Source organism: Streptomyces griseoruber (assembly GCF_001514205.1).
Classification (GTDB): Bacteria; Actinomycetota; Actinomycetes; order Streptomycetales; family Streptomycetaceae; genus Streptomyces; species Streptomyces griseoruber.
This window is the reverse complement of sequence record NZ_KQ948795.1, coordinates 9,959-31,833: the sequence shown is the minus strand read 5'-3', so window position 1 is coordinate 31,833 and position 21,875 is coordinate 9,959. Positions and strand designations below refer to the sequence as shown.

Sequence of the window (21,875 nt, the reverse complement as noted above, 5' to 3'; positions counted from 1 at the left end):
GCCCCGGCCGGTCAGGCCGCCGGCCCGAGCCACCGCGGTCCCAGCTCGGCGCGTTCCAGGGCGGCGACCGCGTCCGTCGCCTCCAGCAGGGTCAGGCGGGTGGTGTCGACCAGGCGGATGCCGGGCACGTCGGGCACCTCCCCGTCCAGGTGCCGTTCCGCCAGCCGGCCCTCGACGAACAACCGGCCGCCCGCGTCGCCCTCGATCCGGGCGGCCAGCGCGTCCGCGTCGGCCCGCAGCCCGTAGTAGACCGGGTGCGCTCCGAGGTCCCCGAACACCTGGTGGAAGCGCTCGTAGGCACGGCCCGCGAGGACCACCCCGGTGACGACCACGACCCGCGCCCCCCACGTCCGGTACACCGGCAGGGCGGCGCGCAGGCTCGCCGCCATCAGGTCGTACAACTCCGCGCCCCCGTCCCAGGGATGGACGACGGGGTCGCAGTCCATCGCGGCGGCCGGGACGCCGTACCGCGTCACCAGCTGATGCCCGAGCCGGGTCTTGCCGACCCCGGGCGCCCCCGTGATCACCACGACGCGCATCAGTGCGCGTCCTCGCGGACCGTGCCCACCAGGCGGAAGCCCAGATGAGGGATCTTCAGGAGCTTCGCCCCGGAGTCGATGTCCAGGAACTTCTGCTTCAGCACGGAGGTCACCTTGTTCACGTCCTCCCCGCCGGTCGCCCGGCCGAGTTCCTCGCGGGAGACGATCTGGCCCGGCCGCCCCGCCAGCAGACGCAGCAGCCCCGCCTCGGCGTCGGTCACCGGCGCCGACTTCGCGGCAGAGCTGAGCGTGCCCCTGCCGTCGAGGGTGAGCACCTGGGTGTTCTCGGGCGGTGTGACGTTCTTGAGGTAGCCGAGGGTCTCCACCAGCCGGGCCCGCCGCAGCGGGCTGGCCAGGGTGAAGCCGTAGCCGCGCGAGACCGCCGCGAGGACCTCGGTCGCGGATATGCGGTCCAGGACGGCGATCGCGTACCCGCCCCTGCGTTTGAGCTCCTCCACGGAGAGGTCGTCCGGCCCGGTGGCGGCGACCCGGTGGAAGGCGACCAACTGGGCGCCGGGCGGCGGCGCGTGGCCCGCCTCGGGATCGGTCACCGCCAGGGTGAGACCCACCTCGGCGCAGGCGTCCGCGAGGACCTCCAGGTCCGCCGGGGCCAGGGACTGAGCCAGTGCATACATGGGAAACCCTTCACGGAGTTCTCTTGGGAGGGCCGGTCAGCCGCGCAGCCGCCAGACCCGCTCGGCGGCCGGCCCGCGCGAGCCGTCCGCCAGACGGGTGCCGTGCCGGTGGATCCGCCGGACGATGCCCCGGCGCACCTGGATGCGATAGGCGCCCAGCGCCTCGGACTTGGTGAGCGCCGCCGTCCCGTCCACCGGCCACAGCTCGGGGTGCAGGTCCCCGAGCCCCGCCTCGGCCAGCCGGGCGCCCAGCTTGCGTGCGGTCTCCTCCGCCGAGGAGAACAGCGCGTACGGCTGGTCCTCGTAGAAGACGAGCCGCGCCCCGCCGAGCCGGCCGCCGCGCGCCAGCGCCAGCACCGCCTCCCGGCAGGCGAGGTGATCGACATGACCGCCGACGCCGAGCGGCGCGCAGACCAGGCCGGCGCCCGCCAACGCCGTGGCCAGGCGCGCGGTGACCGCGTCGAACAGCTCCGGCTCCTCGCGCGCGAAGCCGTCGGACCAGGCCGGGTCGGTGAAGAACGCCTCCCGTCTCAGCTCGCGGTCGGCCGCGTCGACGAACCCGAGCAGCTCCACCCGGGCGCCCAGCACCCGGGCGGCGACCGTCTCCTCGGCGAGCAGCAGACGCCGGGTCAGCTCCGGGCGTGCGGCGTAGTACGGGTCCTTGGTCCAGGTCTCCACGCTGAACACGTCGAGGAACCGGCCGCCGCGCCGGGCCACCGTGCCGCCGAGTGCCAGCGCGGCGTCGTCCGGGTGCGGGGACACGACGACCGGCGCCAGGGGATCCGCGGGTGCGGTCGGAGGGGCCAGGAGCAGCAGCCCGAGCCGCCGCCAGCGCCCGAGGGTCTCGCGCTCCGCCGGGGTGAAGGCCGCGAGGGGGTGTCCGCCGTCGCAGCGGGCGAGCAGCGCGGCGTCGGCGTCCACCGCGTGCCCCAGGAAACACAGCCGGCCGTCGACCGTCTCGACATGCGGCAGCGTGATCGGGCACCAGGTGTCAGGAATCTCTGTCATGTATCTCCGAGCCCGGGCGGTGAGGAATGACAGCCGTAATAAGGCCGGAGCATACCGATCACCACCACGCGCGCACAGGGCGCGTTCCAGAGCGGCAGAAAATGGGGGAGCGGTGGCCGAAAATATTCCGACCCGTTGCGCTGATCATTTTTTCGACGGGATGCGGGGCGATAGGTTTCCGGTCATTCATTCCGCCCCGGAGAGCCTGATCACCCGGCGTCCCGCACTCCGTATCCGGTGCTGCGGGCGCACCGGGTGTCACCCACTGATTTCCCACGTCAACCACCCTGCACCGGGAGGTGTTGTGCGTCGCCGTACCGCGCCCGGCCGGTGGCCTTCGGCAAGGCGCCCGGCCTGGCCGAACAGGGGTGGAACGATTGGCCATGACGTCGGCCGGGTTGCCGCGGCCCCATTGCGCCGGGGATCTTCTCCTGTAGCCTCGAAGTGCGATTTGGCCTGTCGGATCGATTAGAGGACGAGGCAGGGAATGGCGACGCGCGTACTACTGGTTCAGCAAGGAGTCTGGGGGAATTCGGCGGTGTCCATGCCGCTGGCGATCGGCTACCTGAAGGCCTACGCCGAGGCCGACGAACGCATTCGACGGCGCATGGACATCTCCCTGAGGAACTACCCCGGCGACGCCGGACTCAACGCCATGGCCCGCGACCTCGTGAGGGACGGCTGCCCCGACATCCTCTGCTTCTCCGTCCTCGGCTGGAACTTCCGTGCCTTCGGCGCCCTCGCCGAGACCTTCAAGCAGCTCAACCCCAACGGCTGGGTCGTCTTCGGCGGCAACCACGTCGCCCACCAGGGTGAGCGCGTCTTCCGGACGTTCCCGCAGGTCGACGTGGTGGTGAACGGCGAAGGGGAGCTGGTCTTCCGGGACCTGATGAACGGTTACCTGGACGGGGCCGTCCGCGACGGACTCCACGAGATCGCCGGCATCTCCTTCCGGGAGGCCGGGGGAGACCTCGTCACCACCCCCGAGCGCGAACGGATCCAGGACCTCGAGATCCTGCCCTCGCCGATCCTCACCGGAGCGGTGCCGCTCGTCGACCGGGGCGGCCGCTTCCTCTACGACTACGCCCTCATGGAGACCAACCGGGGCTGCCCGTACAAGTGCGCCTTCTGTTATTGGGGAGGTGCCACCGGGCAGAAGATGCGGGCGTTCTCCCGGGAGCGGCTGCGCGCGGAACTGGAACTCCTCGGCCGGCGCGGCGCGGAAATCCTCATGCTCGCCGACTCCAATTTCGGACTCCTGCGCCAGGACGAGGAATTCCTCGACGATCTTCTCCGGGTGCGGCGGAAATACGGCTTCCCGAGACGGCTGGAAACCTCCTGGGCCAAGAACAAGTCGCCCGGTTTCTACCGCATCATGGAAAAGATGAAGCAGTCCGGGATGCACAGCGCGTTCATCCTGGCCCTCCAGACCATGGACGATTCCGTGCTGGATCTGATGCGCCGTCGGAACATGAAGCTCAACGACTGGGAAAGCCTCGTCGCCTGGCTCACCGACCATGGCATCACCCCGTATCTGGAGCTGATCTGGGGAGCGCCGGGCGAGACCGTCGCCTCATTCCTCGACGGCTACGACCGGGCCGCCCGGCACACCCCGTTCATCGCCGTCCACCCGCTGATGCTGCTGCCGAACACCGAATACCACGACAAGAAGGAACAGCACGGAATGGTGACCGTGCGCGGCGAGCAGGACGACTTCGACTACGTACTCGCCCACCGCACGATGACCCTCGCGGACAACGAGCGCATGCTCCGCTTCATCTGCTGGAACCGGGTCCTGGCCCGCAGTCTGTGGCTGCACCACATCTGGGTCGCGCTGCGCGAACTCGCCGGCGTCCCCCAGTCCCGCGTCATCCTCAGCTTCTCCGACTGGATCGAGAAGAGCGAGGACCCCGAGGCCCGGGAGCTGCACACGCTGGCCCGGCCCGCGAGCTCCGCCAGCGAGAACGTCGACCCCAACGTCTGGCGGCTGCTCACCAAACGGCTGCTGAGGCTGTGGTGGGAGGAGGCCCTGCGCCCCGACCTGCCCGAGGAGCTGCTGCCGCTTCTGGACGAGGTGTTCCGCTACGACCTGATGTGCCAGCCCGTGCGCCCGCTGCCCGACGGCTCGGGACCCGAGGAGGACCTCCCGGTCGTCACGCGGCACGGCGAACGCTGGTACCTGCGCAGCGACACGGAGTTCACCCACCCCGTGCCCCGGCTGATCGCCGCCCTGCGGCGCGGCGAGAGCGTGAGCACGGAACCCGAGCGCCACACCGCGGACTTCTACTACCGCACCGAGTTCGGCGGTGACGTCCAGCACTACTTCCGCATGGACCGCTACCGCGGGCTGACGGAGCAGCAGCTGGAGCAACAGTTCACCCAGGCCTGACCCAGAACCCCACCTCACGGGAGACAGAGACGATGGACCGCGCCGGGCTCATTCGGGAACTCCACGAGATAGCGGCGGGCATGACCAAGGGCGAGCACCGGCAGTCGCCCGGGGAGGGCGACGCCAGCCTCGTGGAGCAGTACGGGTTCAGCTCCCTGGACGCCCTGGAGTACCTGCTGATCCTCGAGGAGAAGTTCGATGTCGTGTTCGAGGACGAGGATCTGACGGAGGAGACCCTCTTCTCCATCGAGGGCCTCGCCACCTACATCCTGGACCAGAGGACCGGCGAGAGCCCCTCCCTGACGTGACCGGTGACATAGCGGTCAGCGTGGTCGTGCCGACCCGTGACCGGACCACGCGCCTCCTGCTCACGCTCACGGCCCTGGGACGGCAGACGCTGGACCGGGAGCGGTTCGAGGTCGTCCTGGTCGACGACGCCCCGCACCCCGGCGCCGTCGCACAGGTGCTGTCGGCCCTCCCGCCGGGGCTGCCGATCCGCGCCGCGGCCACGGCCGGCCGCGGCGCCGCCCACGCCCGCAACACCGGGGCACGGTCGGCCCGCGGAGAGCTCCTGCTGTTCCTCGACGACGACACCGTGGCCGGTCCCGGGCTGCTGGAGGCGCACCTCGCGGCCCACGCACACGCGGAGGCCGCCGTGCTGCACAGCCGCGTCACCGATCTCTCCGCCTTCGCCCTGACCCCCGACCCGCACCCGCTCCGGCCGGCCCTCGTCGGCGCGCGGGGGCGGCGGATCGAGCCCGCCACCCTCGCCGACCTCGACACGGCCGTCCCCCTCCTCGGGCCACGCCGCTCCTTCATCGAGCGCACCGCCCGCAAGGTGATCCGCTCGCCCCGCCACACCGCGCTGCGCTGGCTCACCTGCATCGGCACCGGCACCAGCGTCCGGCGCACGCTCTTCGCCCGGGTGGGCGGCTTCGACGAGCACTACGGCGACCTGTGGGGCGGCGAGGACCTCGAACTGGGTCTGCGGCTCGCGGCCTCCGGCGCCGGTTTCGACCTCCTCGACACAGTCTCGTACCACCTCCCGACCGCCCGCCGGGACACCGGCGACCTCCTGCCCCGCTTCTGGCGACGGGTCGCCGACCGGCACGGCGACCCCCGGCTGGCCGACGTGGGCGCCTACCTCACCGGCCGGCTCTCCCTCGACGAACTCGCCGAGCGGCTCGGCCCGTCGGAGGACGTGCTGACGGCAAGGACGGCGGCGTCATGACCGCGCCGACGGCGACCGCCGTGATCGTGGGAGGCACCGCGCCGCTCCCGCCGCACGCCCTCCGCCCGGACCTCGTCGTCCTCCCCGCCCGCACCTCCCTGACCACCGCCTTCGTCGAGGTGCTGGCCGCCGCGCTGGACCGCCTCCCCGCCGCCGCCCGCGCCGCCGCACCCGTGGTCATGGCGGCCACCGACTACTGCGTCGCGGCCACCTCCCGGTACGTCACCCGGTGTGCGGAGGCGGAGGCCGGCGGCCGCAGACTGCGGCCGACCGAGGCCATGACCCCGGAACCGGCCCAGCTCCTCCAGGAACTGGCCGCGGCCGGCGACTGGGACGGGCGGGGCCATGTGCTGATCAGCCCGCGCGCGGCGGCCTTCCAGGCCTGGCGCTGGGCCTGGGGCACGGTCGCGGCGGGCCTGCACCGGGCGATGGTCGTCTGTGAACTCCTGCGCGATCCGCACGGCGACGGCTACCGCGTCACGGCCGTCCCCGTGACCGCCGCCCCCGGCCCCGCACGGACGAAGGACACGTCGGTGGTCGTCTCCGGCACCGGCCTGGTCACCGCCTTCGGCGAGGGGGGCGAGACCTTCTGGCGGAATCTGCTGGACGGCAACCGGGCCCTGACCGAGCCGACCCGTTTCGACGCGTCCCGCTTCCGCGGCAGGACCGTCTGCCAGACCCCGCTCGCACCACCGCCCGGTCAGCCGGTACGGCGTGCGCTGCTGGACCGCGCCCGCACCGAGGCCCTGCGCGAGGCCGGTGTCGCCGAGCTGCCGTCCCGCACGCTGCTGGTCCTCGCCGGTGTGGTCCCGCACCTCCCGCAGGTCGCCGGGGCGCCCCGGATCGAGGAGATCGCCCTGGAGCCCGACTGGGACGGCGACGGCCTCGGCATCCCCGCGCGCAACGCGGTGCTGATGGCGCACGCCTGCGCGTCGGGCGCCTTCGGACTGGCCCTGGCCCGCGAGTGGCTGCTGTGCGGGCTGGCCGACCTGGCCGTCGTCACCGGGGTGTCGTCCCTCAACACCTACGACTACGCCTGCCTCGACACCCTGCGCGCGACGAGTACGACCGTCGCCCGCCCCTTCGACGAGGACCGCTCCGGTGTCACCGTCGGGGAGGGCGCCGGGGCGATCGTGCTGGAGACCGCCGGACGCGCCGCGGCCCGTGGACACACCCCGTGGGCGACGGTCGGCGGGATCTCCTGCCGGGTCGCGGGCCAGGGCGTCAGCCGGCTCGACGCGCACATCGGCGCCGCCTGTGTGCGCGAGGCCCTCGCCATGGCCGGGCTCACCACCGTCGACCTCGTCCACGGCCACGCCCCCGGCACCCGCCAGGGCGACGAGGCCGAACTGCTCGCGCTGGACCGGGTCGGCGCCGAGCACGGCTGGCGGGGCGTCCCGGTCAGCTCGTACAAGGGCGCCGCCGGCCATCTGCTGCACGCCTCGGTGTTCCCCGGGGTCGTCGCGGCGGTCCGGGCGCTGCGCGACCAGGTCCTGCCGGGCACACCCGGACTGCGCAAGCCCCTCGACGCGACGCACGTCCGGGTGCTGCGCGATCCGGAGCCCGGTGACGGGACGCGCTCCGTGCTGGTGAACAACTTCGGGTTCGGCGGCAACAACGCCGCCCTGCTCCTGACAGACGACGCGACCGGGCGCGGGGAGTGGAGTACGGATGGCTGACGCGGTGCTGATGACACCCCGCGAGATCCTCACCGGATTCTCCAGTGTCAACAACCAGAACGTACTGATCAACGATGACGAGTACCTCCGACTGGACCCCGCGATGCGCCTCTTCTACGAGAAGGTCCGGGAGAACCTGGGTGTGGCGTGCATCGCCGGTCATCTGCGGTCCTGCGGGTACGCGGTGCGGGCGCTGAACCTGCACGGGCGCAATCCGAGCGATGAGGCGATCACGGATCTGATCCGGCGGGAGCGGCCGATGTTCGTCGGGATCAGCATCATGTACGACCTTCATATCGTGGATGCGGTGCGGTTGCTGCGGTGTGTGCGGGAGGCCGATCCTTCCGTGTTCGTGGCGATCGGCGGGGCGTTCTGCACGTACAACGCGAAGCTCATCGCGGAGCGGATCCCGGAGGCGGACTGTGTGGCCTTCGGTGAGGGTGAGCTGACCGTCGAGGGGCTGATGGAGTGTCTGGCGGCCGGGCGGGACTGGCGGGGTGTGCCGGGGCTGTGGTTCTGGCGGGACGGCCGGGTCCGCAGCAGCGGTTCACCCAGGCTCCCCGACCTCGCGAAGGAGGCATGGCCCGCCCGCGACCTCCTGGTCCACCACCGCGGCAACCGCATCCCCACCCCGGTGGCGTCGACGTACACCAGCCGCGGCTGCCACGCCAAGTGCACCTTCTGCTACGTCCCGAGGGCGCCGGGTGTCACGGCGGGCAACGCCTGGCGGGTCCGCTCACCGGTCGACGTCGTCGACGAGATCGAGTTCCTGCAACGGGAGTTCGGCACCCGGTTCCTGTGGTTCAACGACGACAACTTCGGCGGCGCCTTCCAGGACGGCTACAGCCACGCCGTCGGTTTCGCCGAGGAGATCCTCCGGCGTGATCTGAAGATCTCCTTCCACTGCGAGTTCCGGGTGGACACCGGTCTCGTCGACCGGGAGGCGCTGCGCACCCTGCGCCGGGCCGGCATGGCCTCCGCGCTGCTCGGCATGGAGACCGGGGCGCCGAGCATGGCCAAACGGTTCCGCAAGGGGACCATGGTCGAGTACAACCTCGACGCCGCCCGGCTGTTCAAGCAGGAGGGCATCGAGCTGGAGCCCGGCTGGATCATGGTCGAGCCGGGCACCACCCTCGACGAGCTCTGGGAGAACCTGAAGTTCATCGTGGCCGCCGACATCGCCGTCAGCGAGAACCCGTTCTCCTTCATCAGCCGCGCCATCGCCCTGCGCGGCACCGAGATGTACGACAGGATCGCCGACCCCACGCCGCCCGAGCTCCCGGACGTCGAGGGGCCGGCCCGGGCCGTGCTGCTGGAGGCCCGCCGGGAGTACCGGATCCCGGACCGGCGGGTCGAGGACGTGTGGGCGGCCTGGAGCAAGGTCAGCGCGGAGGTGGCCGACCGCAAGGAGGAGCTGCCCTTCGTCGCCCAGCTCATCGTGGACGCCACCCGGGCCCGCAGGACCCGGGGCGAACCGGGCCTGCGGCCGCTGCTGAGCCGGCTGCGCGGCTGGGCCGACGGCCTCGCGGAGCTGCTGGTCGCCTTCCTCAACCTCGGGCTGCTGCTCGCCGACGAGAACCCGCCCCGGCTCGCCGAACGGCTGGAGACGGAACTGCGCGCCCTGGTCGACGCCTACGACCGGAGGGTCCTGGGCGATCCCTATCCGGTGTTCGTGGCGCGGATCAGGAGGCTGTGCGGGGAGCAGGCCATGGCCGGGTGACGCGCCCGGTTCTCGGGATGGGCACATGAACAGGAGAGAGGAGACCGGCCATGGCGGATGTGGTCCTGCTGACCCCCCGGGAGATCCCCACCGGCGCCGCGAGCCTGAACAACCAGAACGTCATGATCAACGACGAGGAGTACCTGTCCCTCGACCCCGCGATGCGCCTCTTCTACAAGCGGGTGAGGGAGAACCTGGGTGTGGCGTGCATCGCCGGTCATCTGCGGTCCTGCGGGTACGCGGTGCGGGCGCTGAACCTGCACGGGCGCAATCCGAGCGATGAGGCGATCACGGATCTGATCCGGCGGGAGCGGCCGATGTTCGTCGGGATCAGCATCATGTACGACCTGCATATCGTGGATGCGGTGCGGTTGCTGCGGTGTGTGCGGGAGGCCGATCCTTCCGTGTTCGTGGCGATCGGCGGGGCGTTCTGCACGTACAACGCGAAGCTCATCGCGGAGCGGATCCCGGAGGCGGACTGTGTGGCCTTCGGTGAGGGTGAGCTGACCGTCGAGGGGCTGATGGAGTGTCTGGCGGCCGGGCGGGACTGGCGGGGTGTGCCGGGGCTGTGGTTCTGGCAGGACGGCCGGGTCCGCAGCAGCGGTTCACCCAGGCTCCCCGACCTCGCGAACGAACCCTGGCCCGCCCGTGACCTGCTCGTCCACCACCGCAGGAACGGCATCCCCACGCCCCGCGCGTCGACGTACACCAGCCGCGGCTGCCACGCCAAGTGCACCTTCTGCTACGCCCCCCGGCAGCCCGGCGTGGTCGGCGGCCCCTGGCGGGTGCGGCCGGTGGAGGACGCCGTCGACGAGATCGAGTTCCTGCAACGGGAGTTCGGCACCCGGTTCCTGTGGTTCAACGACGACAACTTCGGCGGCGCCTTCCAGGACGGCTACAGCCACGCCGTCGGTTTCGCCGAGGAGGTCCTGCGCCGCGATCTGAAGATCAGCTTCCACTGCGAGTTCCGCGTCGACACCGGCCTCATCGACCGGGAGGCGCTGCGCACCCTGCGCCGGGCCGGCATGGACCTGGCACTGCTCGGCATGGAGACCGGCTCGCCCGGCATGATGAAGCGCTTCCGCAAGGGCACCACGGTCGAGTACAACCTCGACGCCGCCCGGCTGTTCAAGGAGGAGCACATCGAGCTGGAGCCCGGCTGGATCATGATCGAACCGGGCACCACCCTCGACGAGCTCTGGGAGAACCTCGGATTCATCGTGGCCGCCCGGGTGCACGAGAGCGAGAACCCGTTCTTCCTGATCAACCGGGCCATCGCCCTGCGCGGCACCGAGATCTACGACAAGGCCACCCGGTACGAGGAGCCCGACATCCCCGGGGTGGAGGGCGCCGCCCGGGAGGTCCTGCGGCACGCCCGCCGCGACTACCGCGTCGAGGACGAGCGTGTGGAGCACCTCTGGACGGCCTGGAGCAGGGTCTCCTCGGAGATCAACGACCGCAAGGAGAACGAGGTCCCCTTCCTCGCCCAGAGCATCGCCGACGCCGTACGCGCCCGGCGCGGCACCGGTGCCGCCTCCCTGCGCCCCCTGCTGGGCCGGCTGCGCCACTGGGACCAGGGTCTCGCCGGGCTGCTCGTGGCCTTCCTCAACGCGGGACTGCTGCTCGCCGACGAGAACCCGCCCGGGCTCGCCGCCCGGCTGGAGACCGAACTGCGCGCCATGATCGTCGCGTACGACCGCGAGCACCTCGGTCTGGCCTTCCCGGACTTCGTCGTCGAGACGGCGCGGGCGTGCGGCGAGCACGCCCTGGCCCAGGTGAGGGGCTGAGGGGATGCCCGGCGAGCGGATCCGGTTCGCGGCCGTGGGCTGCGGCAGGGTGTTCGAGCGCTACCACCTGCCCTGCGCCGACGAACGCGACGCGATGCACCTGGTGGGCGTGGTGGACACCGACGTCGAACGGGCCAGGGAGCTGACGGCGGACCGGCCGGGGGTGTGGACCGGCACCCGCGTCGACCGGCTGATCGAGGAGACCCGGCCGGACCTGATCAGCGTCTGCACCCCCAACGACGCCCATGCCGCACCGGTACTGGCGGCGCTGGACGCCGGTATCGCGGTGCTGTGCGAGAAACCCCTCGCCGCGACGGTGGCGGACGCGCGCCGGATCGCCGCCCATCCCGCCGCCGAGGAGCTGCTGGGGGTGAACATGCCCTTCCGCTTCCATCCGCTCCTCGAGCCGTTCGCCGAGGCGGCACGACCGGGGGCGCGGCGCGTCGCGTTCTCCTTCGCCACTCCCGGCAACCGGGTCTGGCGGGCCCGCACCCCCTGGTACGGCGACGCCCGCAGGGCCGGCGGCGGTGCCCTGCTCGACCTCGGACCCCATGCCCTCGACCTGCTGACCACGGTGTTCGGCCCGGCCGAGGTCGAGCGGTGCGAGGTGGACGCGCCGGACGTCGAGGAGCGGGTCCGGCTGGACCTGTCCTTCCGGGGCCTGCCGGCGACCCTGGACATCGACCGGGCCGCGCGCCGGCTGGAGACCTCGGTCACCGTCACCACCCCCGGCGGCGACCACGTCCTCGATCTGCGCCGGGGCGAACTGCGCCGGGCGGACGGCACGGTCGACAAGGGGGGCGAGCGGCCCGAACTCGCGGCGGTCTCGGCGTACTTCGACCGGATGACGGGCGCGGCCGGCGGCCCGCACGCCAAGGTGGGCGCCCAAGACGCCCTGGCGCTCCAGCTCCTCGTCGAGTCGGCCTACGAGCACGCCCGTCGGCCTCGGCCGAGAAAGCGGGCCACCTCGGCGCAGTAGCGCTCCGGCTGCGCGCGATGCACGTAGTGGCCCGCGTCGAGCGCCAGCAGCCGCCCCCGGGGCACCGCCGCCGCCACCTCCGCCAGCAGGGACCGGGGCACCGGGCTGGAGCGGCCCCCGCTGATCACCAGGGTCTCGGCGGTGACCTCGGGCAGCCGCCGCCACCAGCCGGGATCCGCCCGCCGGAGGCCGTCGATGACCGGGCGCACCGCGGCCCCGTCCAGCTCTCCCGTGCGCAGCAGCTCACGGAACTCCCGGTACAGCGAGACGACGGGCGCCCGGTCGCCGGCCTGCCGGGACCGGGCCCGCAGCTCCGCCTCCGCCGCCCCGTCGCGCGGCGGCGGAGGCGTGTCCTCGATCACCAGCCGGCCCACCCGCCAGGGCTGCCGCTGCGCGACCAGCCAGGCGACATGACCGCCCATGGAATGCCCCACCAGGTCGACGCCGTCCAGACGGTGACGGTCCAGCAACGCCAGCACGTCCCGGTACATCAGCTCGAAGGTGTACGCGTCCGCACGGACCCTCGGGCTCAGGCCGTGCCCGCGCTGGTCCGGCACGAACACCCGGCGCCCCAGGGGCCGCAGCGCGGACACCAGCCGGTCCCAGCCGCGCCCGGTGTCGCCCAGGGCGTGGAGCAGCACGGTCGGCCGCCCCGCCGGATCACCGGTGATCCGGCAGGCCAACGTCACCGCGGTGTCAGGAACGGGCACTGGTCACGAGGTAGTCCACGATGGCCGTGACCGTCTGCTGGTGCCAGACCAGATTGGCCGGCAGCCTGCGCTCCAGCAGCCGCTCCAGCCGCCGCCGGATGACGATCGCCATCACCGAGTCCAGCCCCGTCCTCAGCAGCGACCGGTCCGGGTCCAGTTCCGCCGGGTCCAGCTTCATCTCGCTGACGATGACGGAGACCGTCTGCTCGTGCAGCAGCTGCCGCAGCGCCTCCTCGGTGAGGTCCGCCGCCTGCGGCATCCCGGCGGGCCCGGCCGGCTCGGGGGGCGGGTCGTCGGTGAGTTCGCCCAGCAGGCCCGTCCGCCGTGCCCCGGGCGGCAGCGGCACCGTCCGCAGCACGGCGAGGGCGGCGTCCCCGGACCGGACGGCCAGGTCCCAGGCGCCGAAGGCCTCGGCCGCGGTGATGTCCCCGACCCCGTGGGCCCGCAGTTCGGCGTCGACCGCCGCGTTGTCCGCCATGCCCAGGCCCCGCCAGGACGTCCACGCCAGACTCAGACTGCCGGCCACCCCCTGGGCACGGTCGTGGGCGGCCAGGGCGTCGAGGAACGCGTTGGCGGAGGCGTACGCCGCCTGACCGGTCAGGCCCAGGAACTGGCCGCACGAGGAGAAGTGGACCAGGAAGTCCAGCGACCCCGGCGGGAACAGCCGGCGCAGGGTCAGGGCGCCACCGGCCTTGGGCCGCAGCACCGCCGCCAGCGCCGCCGGGTCCAGCCGGTCGACGAGCTGGTCGTGCAGGACCCCGGCCGCGTGCACGACCCCGCGGATCGGGGGCAGGCCCAGCGCGTCCGGCGACAGCGCGGCCGCCGCGGCCTCCGGGTCGGCCAGATCGAGGGCCACCACCCGCACGGTCACCCCGAGCGCTTCCAGCGTCCGTACGGTCTCGATACGGCGGGCCAGGGCCGGATCCGTCACGGCGTCCCACCGTGACCGGGGCGGCAGACCACCGCGTCCTGCCAGGACGAGACGGCGCGCGCCCCGCTCCACCAGCCACCGGGCGATCTCGCCCCCGAGGCCGCCCAGGCCACCGGTGACGAGGTAGGTGCCGTCCGGCCGGCACCGGGGCGGGGCGTGGCCGGCGCCCGGACCGGCGGGGACCAGCCGGTTCACGAAGGCCTCGCCCTCGCGGACCGCGACCACGTCCTCGCCCGGGTTCCGGGCGATCACCCGCACCGCGGTGACCAGGTCGTCCCTCGTGGGCCGCGGACCGAGATCGAGGGTGCCGCCCCACAGACCGGGGTGTTCGCCCCCGACGACCCGGCCGAGCCCCCACCGGGACGCCTGGGCCACCGCCTCCAGCCGGTCCGCCTCCCGGACACCGGTGGTCAGCGACCACAGCCGCGCCGTACCGGGCGGCCACACACCGAGCCGCTGCGCCGCCCACGCGAGCCGCCACGCCTCCCGCCCGGCGAGGTCCCCGGCCGTCAGCGGCTCCGCGCAGGGCAGCACGAGGACGTCCACCGGCCCGGACACCCGTCCGCGCAGCCCGTCGAGCGCGTCCGGATCCTCCGCCGGCAGCCACGCGACACCCAACTGGTCGGCCGTGGTGCGCAGTTGGGCGGCCAGCGCGCCGTCCGTGCCGATCGCCACCAGGGTCCGGGGGAGGGCGGGACCCCCGTGGGGGAGGGGCCGCCAGTCCGTCCGGAACAGGAGCCGCCCGGGCGCGCCGGGACGGGGCTCCGCCTCCGCGCCCGCGTACCGCACCCCGGCCAGCACGGCCACGGTCCGTCCGTCCTCCGCCGAGACCCGTACGCCCACCGTGCCCCCGGCGGCGGTGACCGCTCCGTCCACCAGCGCCTCGATCCGGGCGCGCACCGGCGGCTCGCCCATGGTCCACACCCGCCCCACCCCGGCCACCACGCGCAGCGCGGCGGGTCCCGGGAAGGCGACGGCCGCCATGGACAGCGCGGCGTCGAACAGCGGGGCCCAGGTCCGCGCCGCGCAGACCGGTTCGTCGGCCGCGACGACGTCCGCGCGCAGCCCCCCGGCGAGACGCTCCAGCCGGTCCACGCGCCAGGGGAAGGCCATCGACGGCACCCCGACCGACGCCAGCTCGGCGACGATCCGGTCCGCGGCGAGCGCCGCCCCGGGCCCGCCGTCGGCCGCGGGAAGGGCCGGTGGCGCCGGCTCGTCGGACGCGGAGGCCGTGGCGTGGGTCAGCCACGGCCGGCCGCCCTCGCCCGGGTCCGCGGTACCGGCCTCGTCGGGCTCGACGGTCCGGGACAGCAGGCGTACGACGCCGTCCTGGGCGACCACGTCGACGTCCCGGGCCTCGGCCAGGGTCAGCGGCAGCCCGAACGACACCCCCGACAGACCCCGCCGGCCCGCCGCGTCCAGGAAGGTCTGGAGGACGACGGCCGCCGGGACGATCTCGACGCCGTGGATGGTGTGACTGCCCGGATACGGCCGTGACCGGACGTCGACGCGGGTGCGCCACAGGTCCAGCGGGCTGCTTCCGGCCAGGGTGCTGCGCGACCCCAGCAGGGTGCGGCGTGTGCGGTCGGGCCGGCCGCGGTCGGGCCGGCGGACCGTCAGCTCCCGCCAGTGGCGCTGCCGCCGCCAGCTCCGGGGCGGCAGGGACAGGGGCGGAGCGCCGGGGCCGGCGGGCCAGTCCACGGCCGCTCCCGCGCAGTACAGCAGTCCCGCGTTCGCCAGCAGCTGGGCGAGCCCGCCGCCGTCCCGGCGCAGCGACCCCGCGACACAGTGCCGGTCGGCCCCGGCCGCCTCCAGGCTCTCCTGCACGGAGTGGCGGACCACGGGATGGGCCGACACCTCCAGGAAGGTCCGGAACCCGTCCTCGGCCGCCGCGGTCACCGCCCCGGCGAACCGCACCGGGTTGCGCAGATTGGCCGCCCAGTAGGCGCCGTCGCGGGGAGCCGCGTCCCGGGGATCCGCGAGCGCGGTGCCGTAGACGGGGAGGCGGGGGGCGCGGACGGCGAGGTCGGCGGCGGCCTCCGCGAGTTCCTTCGCCAGGGGCTCCATCTGCGGGCTGTGGAAGGCCACGTCACTGTCCACCCGGCGCACCAGCAGGGCCGGATCCCCCGCCAGCTCCCCGGCGAGCGCGTCGATCTCCGCCGTCCCGCCCGCCACCACGGTCGACGTGGGCGAGGCGAACACCGCCGGCACGACTCCCCCGGCGCCGCCCAGCCGGGCCTCGGTCTCCTCGGCGGGCAGGCCGATCATCAGCATGCCGCCCGCACCGGCCACCCGCCGCAGCAGCACACTGCGCCGGCACACCAGCCGCGCACCGTCCTGCGGCGACAGGATCCCGGCCGTCACGGCGGCCGCGATCTCGCCCATCGAGTGGCCGAGGACCGCCGACGGCGTGAACCCGAGCGACCGCCAGACGGCGGCCAGACCGAGCTGGACCGCGTAGATCATCGTCTGGGCGACGTCGACGCGGCCGATGTCCCCGCTCTCGATCAGCTCCCGGGCCGTCGCGCCGATCTCCTCGGCGAACACGGGTCCGATCCGGTCGACCGCCTCGGCGAACACGGGCTCCGTGGCCAGCAGTTCACGGCCCATGCCGGGCCACTGGGCGCCGGTGCCGGAGAACACCCACACCACCCCGTCGCCGCCGCCCGCCACCGGGCCCTCGACGACTCCCGGGGCCGACCCGCCCGCCGCGAACCGGCGCAGCCCGCCCTCCAGTTCACCGGGACCGGCGGCGACGACGGCGACCCGGCGGTCCAGATGGCTGCGCCGCGCCCCGAGGTCCCGGGCGAGGATGCCGAGCGGCACGTCCGCGCCCGGCCCGGCCAGCCAGTCGGCGAGCCGGGCCGCGTCCTGGCGGACGGCCGCCTCGGACCGCCCGGAGAGCGGGAACAGCCGGGGTGGCGCGTCCCGCTCGGCGGGGGACGGCACGGGCCCGGCGGGCGCCTCCTCCAGGACGACGTGGGCGATCGTGCCGCCGTAGCCGAAACTGGAGACGCCCGCCCGCCGGGGCCGCTGCCCGCGCCGCCACGGGGTGCGCTCCCGGGTCACCCGCAGCCGCGACTCCTCCCACGGGATGCGCGGGTTGGGCGCGGAGAAGTGCACGCTGGGCGGGATCTCCTCGTGCACCAGGGCGAGGATCGTCTTGATCATCCCGGCGATTCCGGAACCGGCCTCCAGATGCCCGATGTTGCCCTTCACCGACCCGATCAGACACGGGCGCTCCGCCGGCCGGCCCGTGCCGAAGACCGCCGCGAGCGCCCCGGCCTCCAGCGGGTCGCCCGCCACGGTGCCGGTCCCGTGCGCCTCCACGTAGTCCACACCGGCGGGCGCGATCCCGCACCGCTCGTACGTCCTGCGCAGCAGGTCCGCCTGCGCCGCGCCGCTGGGCGCCATGATGCCGGCGGTACGCCCGTCCTGGCTCACCCCGCTGCCCCGGATCACCGCCAGCACCCGGTCGCCCGCCCGCTCGGCGTCCGGCAGCCGCTTCAGGACGAGGACGCCCGCGCCCTCGCCCCGGCCGTAGCCGTCCGCCGAGGCGTCGAAGGGCTTGCTGCGGCCGTCCGGCGAGGTGGCGCCCGCCCGGTCCAGGGTCACCGACAGCCCCGGCGCGACCATGAGGTTGACCCCGGCCGCCAGCGCCAGGTCGCACTCCCCGGACAGCAGGCTCCGGCGGGCCAGATGGACGCCGACCAGGGACGCCGAGCAGGCGGTGTCCACGGCGAGGCTCGGGCCGCGCAGATCGAGGCTGTGGGAGACCCGGTTCGCGGTGGCGCACAGCGCCGCGCCGATCCCGGTCCACGCCTCGATGCCGGGGAGGTCCTCCAGCAGCCGCCGCCCGTAGTCGTCCGATCCGACGCCCACGAAGACCCCGCAGTCGCCGCCGCCGAGGCCCAGGGGCGGGATCCCCGCGTCCTCCAGGGCCTCCCAGGCCAGCTCGAGCAGCAGCCGCTGCTGCGGGTCCATCAGCTCGGCCTCGCGCGGCGCGATCCCGAAGAACTCCGCGTCGAAACCGGCGATGTCGGCGAGGAAACCGCCCCGGCTCGTGGTGGCCCGTACGACGGCCTCCTGCTCGGGCCCCGCCTGCGCGTACGGCGCCCAGCGCTCCGCTCCGTCCCCGATGCCGTCCCGCCCCTCGACGAGGAGGTCCCAGAACGCGGCGGGGGAGTCGGCCGCACCGGGGTACCGGCAGCTCAGCCCGACGACGGCGACGGGCTCCTCGGGCCCGGCCGCCGGGGGGACGTGGGCCCGCGTCACGCGTCCCTCCCCTCGGAACCCGGGGTCTCCAGCACGGTGACGACCGCGGCGGTGATCATCAGTCCGGGCCCGGCGCTCAGCAGGAGCAGATGATCGCCCGCGCTCAGGTCACCGGCCTCCACATGGTGGTTGAGCTGGAGTCCCACGTCGGTGGCGCCCGCGTGCCCCACGTCGCGGAAGAAGTCGACGGCGCCCAGCGCGGCGTCCAGCCCCATCGGCCGCAGATGGCTGTCCAGGAAGTCCGCGGTGGCGGCGCCGAGATGGAGCACCCGGGACACGTCCGCCACGGCGATCCCCGCCTCGGCCGTCACCTGCTCGACCAGCTTCGTCCCGCTCGCCCCGTACTCCTGCACGATCTCGGACGCCTTCGGGCCCAGCTCCTCGACCATCGCCTCCAGATGCTCGTTCATGTCGAGCGCGCGCCCGGTGGTGACGGCCGGCGGGAAGATCGGCTCGTGGCCCCGGTTGAGGATCTCGAAGTGCGGGAGCGAGACCGACTCCACCGAGCGCAGCGCGGCCCAGCCGGACTGCTTCGACAGCACGACCGCCGTCGCCGCGTCGGCCAGCACCGCGTCCCGGTGCGCGTACCACCGGTCGACGGACGGGGCACCGAAGTTGTCCGCCGCGCTCACCACGGCCCCGTTGCGCGAGGAGGCGCACAGCAGGTACTGGGCGGCCATCTCCAGGGCGGCGAGGAACGCGTTGCAGCCCTGCTCCACGGTCAGCGCCGGCACGGTGGAACCGAGGGTGGACCGCAGGATGTAGTGCGGCGCCGACCAGCCGTCGGGTCCCTGGTGGTAGGCGCAGGAGTGGACGAGGAGGTCGATGTCCTCCGGGCCGAGCCCCGAGCGGCGCACCGCCTGCCGTACGGCCGCCACCGCCATGTCCGGGGCGGAGACCCCGTCGGACACGGCGATGTTCCGCCACCCGCAGGAGTCCATCCGCTCCCTGTCGTACGCCCCGCGCCGCACCGCCTCGGCCACACTCGCCCTGGGCGGGATGTACGCGCCGGTGCCTGCCAGGAAGAGGTTCTCTGTTCGCACGTTCACTTGTCCTCACTGTCCGGACGTCCGGGCTGTCCCGGCGGTCCGGTCCTCGGTCGGATGACCTTCCCGGTCTCGGTGGTGGGCAGGTGCGCCACGGAGGCGAAGGCATGCGGGACCCAGGAGGGCGACAGACGCTCCCGGCAGAAGCGCTCCAGCTTCGCCAGGTCGACCGTCCCGGGGGTCACCGTCGCCACGATCCGCTGCCCGAGGACCGGGTCGTCGGCGCCGGAGACGAGACAGGAGACGACCTCCGGGAAGGCGAGCAGGACCGCCTCGATCTCCTCCGGGCCGATCTTGACGCCCGCGACGTTGATGCAGGTGGACAGCCGCCCGGTGAGGACGAGCCGCCCTTCCTCCCAGCGGGCCAGGTCACCGGTGGTGAACCCGCCCCGCAGCGGTGTCGTGTCGACGGTGTCCCGCTCGGCGTAACCGAGCATCGCCGACCGCGACACGACGGTGACCAGTCGTCCCGTGCCGGTGGCCTTCCCGGCGTCGTCCCCGGTGTCCGGGACGGGGGACAGCCGGACCTCCACCCCGGGCAGAGGGGCGCCGGGGCCGGTGACCTCCGGCCGCCACGGGGCCGGACGGGTCACACAGATCGGACCGGTCTCGGTGGTGCCGTAGACCTGGCCGACGTGTCCGCCGAGCCGGGCCGCGACCAGCTCGGCGGTGTGCGCGTCCAGCGCCATCCCGGCGGAGAGGAACCCCACCGGGCGCCCCTTGGGGGGCAGCGAGCGGGCGGACCGGGCGAGCAGCCGCAGCAAGGGCGGCACCCCGACGAACAGCGTCACCCCGTCGTCGGCGATCTCGCGCAGCAGCAGCCGCGGCCTGTCCGGGGCCGTACAGCGGACGTGGGCGCCCGCCAGGGGCGCGGCGAGGGCGCACAGCCCGAAGCCGTAGGCGTGCTGGAGCGGCACCGGACACAACAGCCGGCTGTCCGGGCCCAGTGCGAGGGCCGCGCGGTAGTTCTCCACCTCGGCGAGCAGCGCGGCGGCGGACCGCAGCGCGACCCGGGGATGCCCGGTGGTGCCCGAGGTGAGCTGGGCCGTCGCCGCCGCCTCGAACGCGGGCCGGCGCGCCGTCTCCGCCGGGCCCGGCGGCCGGCGCGACGGTTCCCGGTGGCTCGTCAGGCGGCGCGCCCCGCAGTCCCCGGCCGGGAAGGGGAGCGCCGACGGCGACTCCAGAGGGGTCCACAGGAGGTCGAGCGGGCAGCGCTCACCCAGCCGCCCCAGCTCCCACGGGGTCAGCCGGCGTGAGAGCGGTACGGCGACCGCCCCGGTGGCCAGGATCGCGAACACCTCGCTGACGAACTCGGCCGCGGGCCCGCCCAGGGTCCCCACGAGGACTCCGGGGCCCGCGCCCGCCGCCCGCAGCGCCCGCGCCTTGGCGTCGACCCGCTCGACCAGCTCCCCCGCACCGGTGCTGCCGCTCTCGTCGCTGATCAGCGGTGTGTCCCCGAGCCGGGCCGCCCGCTCGCGCAGCAGGGAGAGCAGTTCCGTGCGCGCGGCCGTCATCCGAGCTCGGTCAGCGCGCGGTGCAACGCCCCTGCCGCCTTGTCGAGGACCTCGCCGGTGTGCGCGGTGCTCAGGAACCACGGTTCCAGCGCGTTGGGGTGGAAGTAGACGCCCTCGCGCTGGGCCAGGGTCTGGAAGCGGCGGTGCCGGGAGAAGTCGACGGCGTCGGCGAGGTCGCGCAGGGTGCCGTGCCGCTCGGGCGGCTTGCGCAGCAGCGCCACGCACATCAGGGTGCCGACCCGGCTGATGTGCACCGGTCGCTTCTCGGCGGCGAACACCTCGCGCAGCGCCGCCTCCGCGTCGGCGCCGATCGCCTCCAGCTCGTCGTACAGTCCGGGCCGGGCGCGGATCTTGGTGAGCATGGCGACGACCGCGCGCAGGGCGGCGTGGTTCCCGGCGTAGACACCGGCGTGGTGCGCCTCGTTCGTGGCGAGCAGCCGCATGGCTTCCTTGCGTCCGCCGAACGCCGCGACGGGGAAGCCGCCGCCCATCACCTTGGACAGCACGGTGAGGTCGGGCTCGACGCCGTACCGCTCCTGCGCCCCGCCGCGGGCGACCCGGAAGCCGGTGATCACCTCGTCGAAGACGAGCAGCGCTCCGCAGGCCGAGGTCAGGTCGCGCAGCAGTTCCAGGAAGCCGGGGGCCGGGGGGATCACCCCGGCGTTGGCCAGCACCGGTTCCAGGATCACGGCGGCCGTCCGGTCGCCGTTGCGGGCGAAGAACTCCCGGACGGCGTCGGTGTCGTTCCACGGAAGCTGCGCGGTGTGCGCGAGTGCCTCGGGGATCATCCCGGGTGCCCCGGGGACGACGTCCGTCGGCCGGGTGCCCGCGATCTGGAGCGTGGTCTTGCCGGCGCGCAGCACGGTCTCGCTCCAGCCGTGGTAGTGCCCCTCGAAGGTGACCACCAGGGAGCGGCCCGTGACGGTCCGGGCGAGGCGCAGGACGGAGGCGACCGCCTCGGTGCCGGAATTGGCGAACCGGATCTGCTCCACGCCGGGCACCAGTTCGGCGACGAGTCCGCCGGCCTCGGCGTCCAATGCGTGCGGCAGACCGGTCATATGACCTTGGGTGAACTGATCGGCCACGGCCTCCGCGACATCGGGGTCCGCGTAGCCGAAGAGATGGGGACCGTAGCCCATGTTGAAGTCCACGAGCTCGCTGTCCTCGACATCCCGGATCGAACAGCCGTGGGCGCGCCGTACGACGAGGGGGACGGGTACCGCCGTGGCACGCATGCTGCTGCTGACGCCCCCGGCGACGACCTCCTTGATGCTTTTCAGGTAATCAGTATTCGTCCGACGTTCGGCGTCCATGGCACCCACTGAAAACCTCCAGCTTCGTCGGCCTGATCCGAAACCACAGAATGCCGCAGAGCTTTGACGGTCGACAGCGGCCCTTGCCGGAATGGCCGGATCACGGGGGGTGATCGGCC

At 73.6% G+C, this 21,875-nt stretch carries 15 protein-coding genes; 7 read left to right on the top strand and 8 right to left on the bottom strand.

Annotation, left to right across the window (positions count from 1 at the left end; genetic code table 11):
• Positions 1–11: 11 nt before the first annotated feature.
• The 3 genes from AQJ64_RS49475 to AQJ64_RS43610 are packed head-to-tail and all read right to left on the bottom strand — an operon-like array spanning position 12 to position 2,182.
• Positions 12–539 (bottom strand): hypothetical protein, encoded by a 528-nt coding sequence (locus tag AQJ64_RS49475; RefSeq protein WP_055636274.1) that lies wholly within the window; start codon positions 537–539, stop codon positions 12–14.
• On the bottom strand, positions 539–1,174 hold the full coding sequence (locus AQJ64_RS43615) for a hypothetical protein (protein WP_055636273.1): 636 nt from the start codon (positions 1,172–1,174) through the stop codon (positions 539–541). Before AQJ64_RS43615 ends, AQJ64_RS49475 begins: the two co-directional genes overlap by 1 nt.
• Before the next feature lie 36 nt (positions 1,175–1,210).
• Positions 1,211–2,182, bottom strand: a complete 972-nt coding sequence (locus tag AQJ64_RS43610; RefSeq protein WP_055636272.1) for a PIG-L deacetylase family protein — start codon at positions 2,180–2,182, stop codon at positions 1,211–1,213.
• A gap of 487 nt (positions 2,183–2,669) precedes the next feature.
• Between AQJ64_RS43610 and AQJ64_RS43605 the strand changes: the two genes are divergently transcribed.
• Genes AQJ64_RS43605 through AQJ64_RS43575 form a run of 7 tightly spaced genes read left to right on the top strand, consistent with a single transcriptional unit; the run spans position 2,670 to position 11,967 of the window.
• Complete coding sequence (locus AQJ64_RS43605) at positions 2,670–4,571, top strand: KedN5 family methylcobalamin-dependent radical SAM C-methyltransferase (protein WP_157881040.1); 1,902 nt, start codon at positions 2,670–2,672, stop codon at positions 4,569–4,571.
• Between the two features lie 32 nt (positions 4,572–4,603).
• Positions 4,604–4,879 (top strand): acyl carrier protein, encoded by a 276-nt coding sequence (locus tag AQJ64_RS43600; protein WP_055636270.1) that lies wholly within the window; start codon positions 4,604–4,606, stop codon positions 4,877–4,879.
• Complete coding sequence (locus tag AQJ64_RS43595) at positions 4,876–5,802, top strand: glycosyltransferase family 2 protein (protein WP_055636269.1); 927 nt, start codon at positions 4,876–4,878, stop codon at positions 5,800–5,802. Before AQJ64_RS43600 ends, AQJ64_RS43595 begins: the two co-directional genes overlap by 4 nt.
• Positions 5,799–7,481, top strand: coding sequence for a beta-ketoacyl synthase N-terminal-like domain-containing protein (locus AQJ64_RS43590; protein ID WP_059203535.1), 1,683 nt, complete (start codon positions 5,799–5,801; stop codon positions 7,479–7,481). The genes AQJ64_RS43595 and AQJ64_RS43590 overlap by 4 nt, the downstream gene beginning before the upstream one ends.
• Positions 7,474–9,201 carry a B12-binding domain-containing radical SAM protein gene (locus AQJ64_RS43585; protein ID WP_055633933.1) on the top strand — a complete coding sequence of 576 codons (1,728 nt, stop codon included), beginning with the start codon at positions 7,474–7,476 and terminating at the stop codon, positions 9,199–9,201. Before AQJ64_RS43590 ends, AQJ64_RS43585 begins: the two co-directional genes overlap by 8 nt.
• Before the next feature lie 50 nt (positions 9,202–9,251).
• Complete coding sequence (locus tag AQJ64_RS43580; RefSeq protein ID WP_055633932.1) at positions 9,252–10,988, top strand: B12-binding domain-containing radical SAM protein; 1,737 nt, start codon at positions 9,252–9,254, stop codon at positions 10,986–10,988.
• A gap of 4 nt (positions 10,989–10,992) precedes the next feature.
• Complete coding sequence (locus AQJ64_RS43575) at positions 10,993–11,967, top strand: Gfo/Idh/MocA family protein (RefSeq protein ID WP_055633931.1); 975 nt, start codon at positions 10,993–10,995, stop codon at positions 11,965–11,967.
• Here the strand turns inward: AQJ64_RS43575 and AQJ64_RS43570 are convergent.
• Genes AQJ64_RS43570 through AQJ64_RS43550 form a run of 5 tightly spaced genes read right to left on the bottom strand, consistent with a single transcriptional unit; the run spans position 11,913 to position 21,756 of the window.
• Entirely contained in the window at positions 11,913–12,677 is a 765-nt protein-coding gene (locus AQJ64_RS43570; RefSeq protein WP_244902734.1) for an alpha/beta fold hydrolase, read from the bottom strand. The two genes, AQJ64_RS43575 and AQJ64_RS43570, sit on opposite strands and share 55 nt — an antisense overlap.
• A complete protein-coding gene (locus AQJ64_RS43565; RefSeq protein ID WP_059203533.1) occupies positions 12,664–17,883 on the bottom strand; it encodes a type I polyketide synthase in 5,220 nt (1,739 codons plus the stop codon). The genes AQJ64_RS43570 and AQJ64_RS43565 overlap by 14 nt, the downstream gene beginning before the upstream one ends.
• Positions 17,880–18,932 (bottom strand): ketoacyl-ACP synthase III family protein, encoded by a 1,053-nt coding sequence (locus tag AQJ64_RS43560; protein ID WP_055633118.1) that lies wholly within the window; start codon positions 18,930–18,932, stop codon positions 17,880–17,882. Before AQJ64_RS43560 ends, AQJ64_RS43565 begins: the two co-directional genes overlap by 4 nt.
• Positions 18,929–20,443, bottom strand: coding sequence for a class I adenylate-forming enzyme family protein (locus AQJ64_RS43555; RefSeq protein WP_055633119.1), 1,515 nt, complete (start codon positions 20,441–20,443; stop codon positions 18,929–18,931). The genes AQJ64_RS43560 and AQJ64_RS43555 overlap by 4 nt, the downstream gene beginning before the upstream one ends.
• The gene (locus AQJ64_RS43550) at positions 20,440–21,756 is read right to left on the bottom strand and encodes an aspartate aminotransferase family protein (RefSeq protein WP_063788694.1); all 1,317 of its coding nucleotides are present in this window, start codon (positions 21,754–21,756) and stop codon (positions 20,440–20,442) included. Before AQJ64_RS43550 ends, AQJ64_RS43555 begins: the two co-directional genes overlap by 4 nt.
• Positions 21,757–21,875 lie beyond the last annotated feature (119 nt).

Bases quoted from the DNA above. Each gene is read 5' to 3' on its own strand.
- AQJ64_RS49475 (WP_055636274.1), bottom strand. From the start codon at position 539: ATGCGCGTCGTGGTGATCACGGGGGCGCCCGGGGTCGGCAAGACCCGG.
- AQJ64_RS43615 (WP_055636273.1), bottom strand. From the start codon at position 1,174: ATGTATGCACTGGCTCAGTCCCTGGCCCCGGCGGACCTGGAGGTCCTC.
- AQJ64_RS43610 (WP_055636272.1), bottom strand. From the start codon at position 2,182: ATGACAGAGATTCCTGACACCTGGTGCCCGATCACGCTGCCGCATGTC.
- AQJ64_RS43605 (WP_157881040.1), top strand. From the start codon at position 2,670: ATGGCGACGCGCGTACTACTGGTTCAGCAAGGAGTCTGGGGGAATTCG.
- AQJ64_RS43600 (WP_055636270.1), top strand. From the start codon at position 4,604: ATGGACCGCGCCGGGCTCATTCGGGAACTCCACGAGATAGCGGCGGGC.
- AQJ64_RS43590 (WP_059203535.1), top strand. From the start codon at position 5,799: ATGACCGCGCCGACGGCGACCGCCGTGATCGTGGGAGGCACCGCGCCG.
- AQJ64_RS43585 (WP_055633933.1), top strand. From the start codon at position 7,474: ATGGCTGACGCGGTGCTGATGACACCCCGCGAGATCCTCACCGGATTC.
- AQJ64_RS43580 (WP_055633932.1), top strand. From the start codon at position 9,252: ATGGCGGATGTGGTCCTGCTGACCCCCCGGGAGATCCCCACCGGCGCC.
- AQJ64_RS43575 (WP_055633931.1), top strand. From the start codon at position 10,993: ATGCCCGGCGAGCGGATCCGGTTCGCGGCCGTGGGCTGCGGCAGGGTG.
- AQJ64_RS43555 (WP_055633119.1), bottom strand. From the start codon at position 20,443: ATGACGGCCGCGCGCACGGAACTGCTCTCCCTGCTGCGCGAGCGGGCG.
- AQJ64_RS43550 (WP_063788694.1), bottom strand. From the start codon at position 21,756: ATGGACGCCGAACGTCGGACGAATACTGATTACCTGAAAAGCATCAAG.